The organism is Halorubrum sp. SD41 (genome assembly GCF_058630335.1).
Genome location: NZ_JBZVGZ010000020.1, coordinates 59,524 through 68,368 on the forward strand (window position 1 = coordinate 59,524; position 8,845 = coordinate 68,368).

The window sequence follows — 8,845 nt, forward strand, 5'->3', positions numbered from 1 at the left end:
TGATGGGTACGCTCAACGAGCTGTTCGACCCGGACCGGGTCGCCGTCGTCGGCGCGACCGCCCGCGAGGGCGCCGTCGGCCGCGCCGTCACGTCGAATCTCCTCGACGACTTCGACGGCGACACGGTCCCCGTCAACCCGAACTACGACGCGGTGCTCGGCACGCCGTGCGTCGACGACGTCGCCGACGCGGACGCCGACGTCGCGGTGATCGTCGTCCCCCCCTCGATCGTCTTAGACGCCATCGAGGCGTGCGGCGAGGCGGGGGTCCGCAACGTCGTCGTGATCACCGCCGGGTTCGGCGAGACCGGAGAGGACGGAGCGGCGAGGGAGCGTCGCCTCGCGGAGCTAGCCGACGAGTACGACCTCAACCTCGTCGGCCCCAACAGCCTGGGGATCATGTCGACCCCATCGGGGATGAACGCGACGTTCGGCCCCGAGAACGCCCTCCCCGGCGGGCTCTCCTTCATGAGCCAGTCCGGGGCGTTCGTCACCGCGGTCCTCGACTGGGCCAACGACAACGGGATCGGGTTCAAGGACGTGGTGTCGCTCGGGAACAAGGCCGTTCTCGACGAGACGGACTTCGTCGACCACTGGGGCGACGACGAGGAGACCGACGTGATAATCGGCTACCTCGAAGGGATCGAGGACGGCCGCGAGTTCATCGAGACCGCCCGCGAGACGACCCAGGACACCCCGATCGTCGCCGTGAAGTCGGGGCGGACGAGCGCCGGCGCGCAGGCCGCCTCCTCGCACACCGGCACGCTCGCGGGCTCCGACAAGGCGTACGAGGCCGGCCTCGACCAGGCGGGCGTCATCCGCGCGGAGTCGGTCGACGAGCTGTTCGACTCGGCGGGCATCCTCGGGAGCCAGCCGCTGCCCGACACCGACAGCGTCGCGATCGTCACCAACGCCGGCGGCCCCGGCGTGATGGCGACCGACGCGGTCGGCGACGCCGACCTCGACATGGCGTCGTTCACGGGCGAGACGAGCGACGCGCTCGCCGCGTCGATGCCGGAGGAGGCGAACATCCACAACCCGGTCGACGTGATCGGCGACGCCGACGTGGAGCGGTTCCGCGAGGCCCTCGAAATCACCGTCGCCGACGACAACGTCGGCGCCGCCCTCGTGCTGGCCGCGCCCACGGCGACGATCGATTTCGCGGACCTCGCGGACGCGATCGAGTCGGTCAGCGACGAGATGGACGCGCCCATCGCCGCCTGCCTGATGGGCGGCGACCGGACCCGCGAGCCGAAGCAGCAGCTCCAGGCGAAGGGGATCCCCTGTTACTTCGACCCCGCTCGCGGGATCGAGAGCCTCGCGACGCTCGCGCGCTACCGCGACATCAAGTCGCGCGAGTACGCGCCCCCCATGTCCTTCGACGTCGACCGCGAGCGCGCACGCGAGATCCTCGGGACGGTGCGCGACCGCGACGACAACCGCTTGGGCGTCGAGGCGATGGAGCTGCTCGACGCGTACGGTATCCCCACGCCCGCCGGCGAGATCGTCGACTCGCCCGAGCGCGCCCGCGAGGTCGCCGCGGGCGTCGACGGCGACGTGGTGATGAAGATCGTCTCGCCGGACATCCTGCACAAGTCCGACATCGGCGGCGTCGCCGTCGGCGTCGCGGACGACGACGTGGGCGACACCTACGAGGACCTGGTCACCCGCGCGCGCAACTACCAGCCGGACGCGACCGTCCTCGGCGTCCAAGTGCAGGAGATGGTGGATCTCGACGACGGCGTCGAGACCATCGTCGGGATGAACCGCGACCCGCAGTTCGGCCCGCTGCTGATGTTCGGGCTCGGCGGCATCTTCGTGGAGGTGATGGAGGACACCACCTTCCGCGTCGCCCCGGTCTCCGAGCCCGAGGCGCGCGAGATGACCGAGGAGATCCAGTCGGCGCCGCTGTTGCGCGGCGCCCGCGGCCGCGACCCGGTCGACGTCGACGCCGTGATCGAGACGATCGGCCGGCTCTCGCAGCTGGTCACCGACTTCCCGGCGATCCTCGAACTCGACATCAACCCGCTCGTCGCACTGCCCGACGACGACGGCGGCACGAACGCCGCCGCCGTCGACGTGAGACTCACCGTCGACCCGGAGGCCCTCGACCCGCCGGGAGCCGACGCGGAGACCGATCCGAAGCCGCTCGACGCGGAGGAACCCACCGATGACTGACACACCCACCACACTCGTCACCGCGACCGGAGACAGCGCCGGAAAGACAGCGATCACCGTCGCCCTCGCGCGGCTCGCCGCCGACCGCGACCGCAGCGTCGGCTACATGAAACCGAAGGGCACCCGGCTCCAGTCGAACGTCGGGAAGACGCTCGACCAGGACCCCATGCTCGCCCGCGAGGTGCTCGGCTTAGACGCCGAGATGCACCAGATGGAGCCCGTCGTCTACTCGCCGACGTTCGTCGAGGGCGCGGTCCGCGGCACCGAGGACCCGGACGCCTTGCGCGACCGGATCCGCGAGGAGTACGACGACATCGCGGCCGACAACGACCGGGTGTTCGTCGAGGGCGGCGGGCGCTGGACCACCGGCGGCGTCGTCGACCTCACCGACGTCGACGTCGCGGAGCTGCTCGACGCGCGGGTCGTCCTCGTCGCGGAGTACGGCTCGCCGAACGACTTAGACGAGGTGCTGGCGGCCGCCGACGCGTTCGGCGACCGCCTCGCCGGAGTCGTCTTCAACAAGGTGTCCGACGACGCCTTCGAGTCGCTCGATCAGGACGGGATCCCGTTCCTCGAATCGAAGGGGATCACCGTCTTCGGCGCGATCCCCCACGAGAAGGCGCTCGCGGGCGTCACGGTCGGGGAGCTCGCCGACGAGCTGGGCGCCGAACTGCTCACCGACGCGCCCACCGACGCGTTCGTCGAGCGCTTCCTCGTCGGCGCGATGGGCGGCGACGAGGCGCTCCGCTACTTCCGGCGCGCCCGCGACGCCGCCGTCATCACCGGCGGCGACCGCGCGGACGTCCAGACGGCGGCGCTGGAAGCCTCCGGGGTCGCGTGTCTCGTCTTGACCGGCGGCCACCGTCCCTCGGGCGCGGTGTTGGGCAAGGCCGCGGACGCCGGCAAGCCGGTGCTCGCCGTCAACACCGACACGGTCACCGCCATCGACCGCGCCGAGGAGATCGTCCGCGGCGGGCGCACGCGCGACGTCCGGACGGTCGATCGGATGGCCGAGCTGCTCGGCGACCACGTCGACGTGGACGCGCTGGTCTGAGCCGGCGATCCCCCGGGCCGTTCGCCCGCTCGCCCCGTCCGGGCCGCCTGCGGTCTGCGGTCGCGGTCGCCTGCGATCCGCGGTCGCGGTCGCCCGCGATCCGTGATCGTCTGACGTACTGTTTTCACGGTGGACGACGTACCCCGCCTATGACCAGTCTCTCGGAGGCGTACGGCGGACGGGGGCGCTCCGGGGTCGACCCGCGGCGGCTGTACCTCGGCGTGGGGTCGTTCGTCGCGGGCGCGTTACTCGTCGTCGCGGGGATCCTCGCGGCGGCCGAGGTGGCGGTGCCGGCCAGCTACTCCGCGGGCGCGGCCCGGGAGCTCGGCGGGAGCCTCGGCGGGGTCGGCGTCCCGCTCGTGTTGCTCGGCGTGATGGCCGTGCTGCCGGCCGACCGCAGCACCTACACCGCGGCGATCGTCGGCGCGGTCGTCATGGGGCTCGGCGTCGCGCTGTTCACGTACGCGTACCCGGAGCGGTGGGTCGGCGGGCCGCGCCCCGAGCTCCGGAACCTCACCCTCCACACCGCGGGCGTCTACTTCCTCGGCGCCGCGACGACGCTGTGGAGCGTGTTCGTCGGCGTCGCGAACTTCAAGACCCGCAACGACCCCGGCGGCACCGTCTCGATGGAAGTGACCCACAAGGGGGAGACGAAGGTGGTCGAGGTCCCCCGCGACCAGCTGGGGAGCCGCGGCGGCGTGGGCCTCCTCGGCGGCACCCCCGACGGCGACGTCGAGACGCAGACGAACCGCCCGGACGACGCGAACCAGTCCGCGCGCGACGCGAACCAGTCCGCGCGCGACGCGAACCAGCCGGCGGATCGAGACGCCACCGGCGCGGCGGCCAGCTCCGGGACGACCGCCGGCACCGGTGCGTCGGGCCCCACCGGCGGCCGGTCGAGCGGCGCGGGAGGCACCGGCGCGGGCGGGCGGACGAGCGACGCGGGCCGGTCCGGAACGGGCGGATCCCCCGCGCCCGGCTCGGCGGGCGTGAGCGACGGCGGCAGCGCAGACACCGACATCTCCTCGCCGCTCGACGAGGCGGGGCCGGAGGGCCCCGACTCGCCGTCAACGCCGGAGTCCGCGCCCTCGCCCGACTCGCCCGCCGCGCGCGACGGCCCGGGCGACACCTACTGCGGCAACTGCGCGAAGTTCGATTACGTCCGGACTGACGACGGCATGCGGCCCTACTGCGCGCACTACGACGAGCTGATGGACGACATGGAGGCGTGCGACTCCTGGACGCCGCGGTGAGCGCCGTCCGCTCTTTTCCGCCGTTCCGCGTTTCAGACCGGTTCCGCCGACGGGAGCTGCGACTCCGCGACGGCGAACGCGAGCGTGCTCAACACGCTGATGAGCGTCCCGGCCGCGAGCGCCAGCGCCAGCTCCGAGAGGCCCAGCGCCGTCACGCCGGGCGCGTCCGGGAGGAAAAAGCCGGAGACCGCGAACAGCACGACGGCGATGGCGGCCACGTAGAACGGGGCGTTGAGGTAGCGCCACCGGAACCGGCCGGCGAGGTACTCGTCGGTGATCTGTCCCAGGCTGGAGGTGACGCCGGCGACGCCGAGCCACTGGACGAACCCGTGGACGAACGCGGCGAGGGCGGTGCCGACGGCGAGCGAACTCCCCTGCGCGGTCCGGACGACGTCGACGGTGTCGACCCCCTGGACCCCGCCGACGACGACCAAGGCGAGCGCGACGACGTAGGTGACGAGCGTCACGCGGCCGGTGTACAGCACGTTGCGGACGCTCTCGGCGGCGCCGTCGACCGTGTCTTCCAGTCCCAGCCCGCGGAACAGCGAGTAGAGCCCGACCGCGCCCGAGAGGATCCCCAGCACGGCCGCGCCCGCGACGTCGAAGAGGTTGGCGACGACGACCAGCGGGTAGATGAGGAGGACGACGCCCAGCGGGATGAGGATCGTGCCGCGGGTCTCCGGGTCGGCGAGCACCTGTTTGATCGTGTAGTAGAGCGACTCGAGGTCCTGCGCCTGCCGGACGACGACCCGGCGCATCCCGTCGATCGGCATCCGCGACCGGATCACGGGGAGGACGGACTCGTCTTGGGCGCCGTCGGTGATCACGACCGCGGACACCTCCTCGCCGGTCGATAGCTCGGCGAGCACGCGGTCGACCTCCTGGCCGACCGCGCGGTTCGCCTTCACGTCCGCGCCGCCGACGCCGGTGACGGCCGCGACCTCGACGGCCTCGCCCTCGGCGGCCAGCTCGTCGTGGACGTTGACGCCCTGGAATAAGACGTTCACGTCGGAGTCCTCGGGGTCGGCGGTCGCGAGCGCGACCGCGGCCTCGGTGACGTCGTCGGCGCCGATGACGGGGGTGGGGATCCCCGTCTTCCGGCCGAGGTCGTCGTCGAGGTCGACGCAGAGGACGAGCAGCATCGTTCGAGGCTACGCGGGGGGACGGCATATGTTTTCGGCTCGGGTCGCGCCCGGCGAACCCGGCGACCGCGCCGGTCCGAACGCTCGCTCCGTCACTCCTCCTCGTTGGGCTCGTGTTCGAGCCCGTTCATCATCCGGCGGACGTTCTCGCCGTCGCTGAACGCGGCCGGATACGCCGCCAGCGGGAGGACGAAGTCGCTGCCGGCCTCGACCGGCTCGCCGATGTGAAGCTCCAGCTCGGTGGTCACGCCCGTTCCCTCGATCTCCGCGTCGGCCGTGTACACGACGACCTCGGCATCCGAACCGAGCACCTCCGTCGAGTACTCCGAGCCGCGTTCGAGGTCGCCGACGCCCTCGTAGCGGCTCAGGATGAGCTCGGCGCGCTCGCGGGTATCCATCTCGGCGATCGGGTTGAGCGCCCGCCCGAGCACCTCGATCTGCGGCGTCGTCACCGCGGCGAACACGGCGGCCTGGTAGCGCTCGCCGAACAGCTCGACGGCCTTGTCGTACTCGGCGACGGTGTTCGTCACGCGCACCTCGCGGGTCCGTCCGGCCACCTCCACCTCCCGAGCGATCACCTCGTCGGTCACCTCGTTGAGGTCGTACCCGCTCTCGTCGAGGGTCGCGTCGCCCACGGTCGCGGTGCCGGCGGCGAACTCCGCGGGCCCGTCGCCGGTCGCGACGTCGAGCGCGGTGCAGCCGGCGAGGCTTGCGAGGCCGACCGCGCCGCCGACGGCGAGCGCCCGGCGGCGCGTGACCGCGTCGCTCGGTGTCTCGTTCTCGGCGTCGTCGTCGGTCGGATCTCGGTCCATGCCCGCCACTGGCGGCGGCGGGGGTACATACTTTGTGTTCGGGCGAACGCCGCTGCGGGCGCCGCCGAGCGCTCGATCGTCCGCGTGCGGACCTGTGGCCGCCGTCGTCCGGGCGCGGGCCGCGCGACCGCCGTCGTCCGAACACGTCGCCGTGACAACCGATCTCGCCCGACTCCGCGCTTCGCACGCTTTTTCACGTCGCGGCCGGTAGAAGGGGGTAGATGATCTCCAAGGGCTGTGAACAGTGCGCCAAGGGCGGGAAGATGGTGCTTTTCGTCTACGGGTACTGCGACCAGCGGGACTGCTTCTACTGCCCCCTCGGAGAGAACCGGAAGAACGTCACCGACGTGTACGCCAACGAGCGGAAGGTCGAGTCCGACGAGGACGTGATCGAGGAGGCCAAGCGCATGAGCGCGCTCGGCACGTCGATCACCGGCGGCGAGCCGCAGGAGGCGATGGCGAAGACGACCCGGTACCTCGAACTGCTGAAAGACGAGTTCGGCGAGGACCACCACACGCACCTCTACACCGGAATTACGGGCGGCCGCGAGAACATGCGGAAGCTCTCGGAGGCCGGCCTCGACGAGATCCGCTTCCACCCGCCCTTAGAGATGTGGGGCGACATGCACGGCACCGAGTGGGAGGAGATCCTCCATATCGCCCGTGAAGAGGGACTCACGCCCGCCTTCGAGATCCCCGGAATTCGCGCGGAGCCGGAGTTCTTGGAGTTCTTAGACGAGGGCGCCGCGGAGTTCTGTAATATCAACGAGTTCGAGATGTCCGACGGGAACTACCGCCGGATGCAAGAGGAGGGGTTCGAGCTCCAGGAGGGGCACATGTCCGCGGTCGAGGGGTCGAAGGACGCCATCCTCGAAGAGATGGCGAGCCACGAGAAGGTGTACTTCTGCACCTCGGTGTTCAAAGACGCCGCCCAACACCGCAACCGCCTGAAGCGGATGGCGAAGAACATCCGTCGCGAGTTCGACGAGGTGACGGACGACGGGACCTTGGTCTACGGGAAGGCGTTCGCCGACCGCGATCGCTTCGAGTCGCTCGGCGTCCCCGAGGAGTTCTACACGGTGAAGTCGGACCACGTCGAGGTCGCGTGGTGGCTCTTAGAGGAGATGGTCGAGGACGGTGACCTCGACGAGGGCGAGATCGTCGAGCAGTACCCGACCGTCGACGGCACCGTCGTCGAACGCACCCCGGTCGCCTGAAGCGGTCGTTTTCGGGTTTTGCGTCGACTTTTCGCTTACGTCCGATCGAATTACCACCGCGTCGCCACTGGTTTGCTGTGCGGTGGCGCGTGCCTGCGAGGCCGCGTTGCGGCCGAGCCGCGAGGGACCGGAGGTCCCTCTGGAAGCCGGCGCGAAGCGCCGGCGACAGCACCGCGCGAGGGACGCCGCGAACGCCCGGAGGGCGTGAGCGGCGAGGTTGGGGAGGTGTGAGGTGTGGTCGCCGTGCTGTGCGGGGTGGGACTCAAAGGGGCAGTCGCGAGGACGAAGCTCGGCGACGCAAGCACCGCAGGGAGCGAGTGAAACGAGCGACTGAGGAGCGCAGCGAGCCGCGCGAGTCCTCGCGACTGGGGCTTTGGAGGTGTTCGCTGCCGATCCACGGCCAGTCATTTATAAGCGAGCGGCTGGGGCTTTGTCGGTGTTCGCCGCCGATTCGCAGTCACCATTTTATAAGCGAGCGGCTAGGGATTTGGCGGCGTTCACCGTCGAGCAGTAGTTGAATATCCTCCACGTGGCGTGCTATCTGCTCCCACACTTATAGGGGATCAGCGCGTACGGCCGCGTATGGCTTCCGAAGAACCCGTCTTCGCGAACGTGAGCATCGGACAGGAGGTGTACAACGAGGACGGCGAGCGCCTCGGGTCGATCCGGGGGGTCGACGACGACGGCTTCTACGTCGCGTCGCCGTCGGACACGGACACGCTGGCGCTCACTGACGCGCGCGACGTGTTCGGGACCGCGTACGTGATGTGGCGCTGCTGGGAGTGCGGCGAGATGGGCGAGATCGGCGACCAGCTCCCCGCGAACTGCCCGAACTGCGACGCGCCCCGCGAAGAGCTGTACTACTGGGCCGAGGACTGAGACGACGACGGCGGGAACCCCGCCTGTTCTCGTCGTTTATTTATAAACGGCTAACCGCGTCGGCGCGGCGAACACCATCGAAGCCCCAGCCGCTCGGCCGTACGCTACTGGTGTTTATAAATATCTGATCGAGACGAACATCGTCGAAGCCCCAGCCGCGAGGCGGCCGCACACTCGCTGCGCTCCTCGGTCGCTCGTTTCACTCGCTCCCTGCGGTGTTGGCGGGGGGGGGGGCGCCGGCCGCTCCTGGTGGGGGGCCCCCGGGCCAACACATAGGCCGTTGGCCCGCGGCGGGGGGCCCCCCCCTGCTC

Annotated in this window: 7 protein-coding genes; 5 read left to right on the plus strand and 2 right to left on the minus strand. The window is 70.6% G+C overall.

Annotated elements, in window-relative coordinates; translation table 11 throughout:
- The first annotated feature begins 2 nt into the window (after nt 1–2).
- From AC4NMM_RS10955 to AC4NMM_RS10965, 3 genes are all read left to right on the plus strand, one after another.
- Nucleotides 3–2,177 (plus strand): acetate--CoA ligase family protein, encoded by a 2,175-nt coding sequence (locus tag AC4NMM_RS10955; protein WP_096393919.1) that lies wholly within the window; start codon nt 3–5, stop codon nt 2,175–2,177.
- Nucleotides 2,170–3,231 (plus strand): phosphotransacetylase family protein, encoded by a 1,062-nt coding sequence (locus AC4NMM_RS10960; protein ID WP_096393920.1) that lies wholly within the window; start codon nt 2,170–2,172, stop codon nt 3,229–3,231. Before AC4NMM_RS10955 ends, AC4NMM_RS10960 begins: the two co-directional genes overlap by 8 nt.
- A 149-nt stretch (nt 3,232–3,380) precedes the next feature.
- Entirely contained in the window at nt 3,381–4,484 is a 1,104-nt protein-coding gene (locus tag AC4NMM_RS10965; RefSeq protein WP_491924265.1) for a cell division protein CdpA domain-containing protein, read from the plus strand.
- Nucleotides 4,485–4,516: 32 nt separating this feature from the next.
- Here the strand turns inward: AC4NMM_RS10965 and AC4NMM_RS10970 are convergent, their stop codons facing one another.
- A complete protein-coding gene (locus tag AC4NMM_RS10970) occupies nt 4,517–5,626 on the minus strand; it encodes a DUF373 family protein (RefSeq protein ID WP_491924266.1) in 1,110 nt (369 codons plus the stop codon).
- A gap of 92 nt (nt 5,627–5,718) precedes the next feature.
- The gene (locus tag AC4NMM_RS10975; protein WP_096393923.1) at nt 5,719–6,438 is read right to left on the minus strand and encodes a DUF6517 family protein; all 720 of its coding nucleotides are present in this window, start codon (nt 6,436–6,438) and stop codon (nt 5,719–5,721) included.
- Between the two features lie 221 nt (nt 6,439–6,659).
- Here AC4NMM_RS10975 and AC4NMM_RS10980 point away from each other — a divergent pair, with 221 nt between their 5' ends.
- Together AC4NMM_RS10980 and AC4NMM_RS10985 are read left to right on the plus strand one after the other, a co-directional pair.
- The gene (locus tag AC4NMM_RS10980; protein ID WP_491924267.1) at nt 6,660–7,655 is read left to right on the plus strand and encodes a radical SAM protein; all 996 of its coding nucleotides are present in this window, start codon (nt 6,660–6,662) and stop codon (nt 7,653–7,655) included.
- Nucleotides 7,656–8,237: 582 nt separating this feature from the next.
- Nucleotides 8,238–8,534 carry a DUF7130 family rubredoxin-like protein gene (locus AC4NMM_RS10985; protein WP_096393925.1) on the plus strand — a complete coding sequence of 99 codons (297 nt, stop codon included), beginning with the start codon at nt 8,238–8,240 and terminating at the stop codon, nt 8,532–8,534.
- Nucleotides 8,535–8,845: the final 311 nt, after the last annotated feature.

Coding starts and splice junctions, on each gene's coding strand:
- AC4NMM_RS10985 (WP_096393925.1), top strand. CDS start 8,238: ATGGCTTCCGAAGAACCCGTCTTCGCGAACGTGAGCATCGGACAGGAG.
- AC4NMM_RS10965 (WP_491924265.1), top strand. CDS start 3,381: ATGACCAGTCTCTCGGAGGCGTACGGCGGACGGGGGCGCTCCGGGGTC.
- AC4NMM_RS10975 (WP_096393923.1), bottom strand. CDS start 6,438: ATGGACCGAGATCCGACCGACGACGACGCCGAGAACGAGACACCGAGC.
- AC4NMM_RS10980 (WP_491924267.1), top strand. CDS start 6,660: ATGATCTCCAAGGGCTGTGAACAGTGCGCCAAGGGCGGGAAGATGGTG.
- AC4NMM_RS10970 (WP_491924266.1), bottom strand. CDS start 5,626: ATGCTGCTCGTCCTCTGCGTCGACCTCGACGACGACCTCGGCCGGAAG.
- AC4NMM_RS10960 (WP_096393920.1), top strand. CDS start 2,170: ATGACTGACACACCCACCACACTCGTCACCGCGACCGGAGACAGCGCC.
- AC4NMM_RS10955 (WP_096393919.1), top strand. CDS start 3: ATGGGTACGCTCAACGAGCTGTTCGACCCGGACCGGGTCGCCGTCGTC.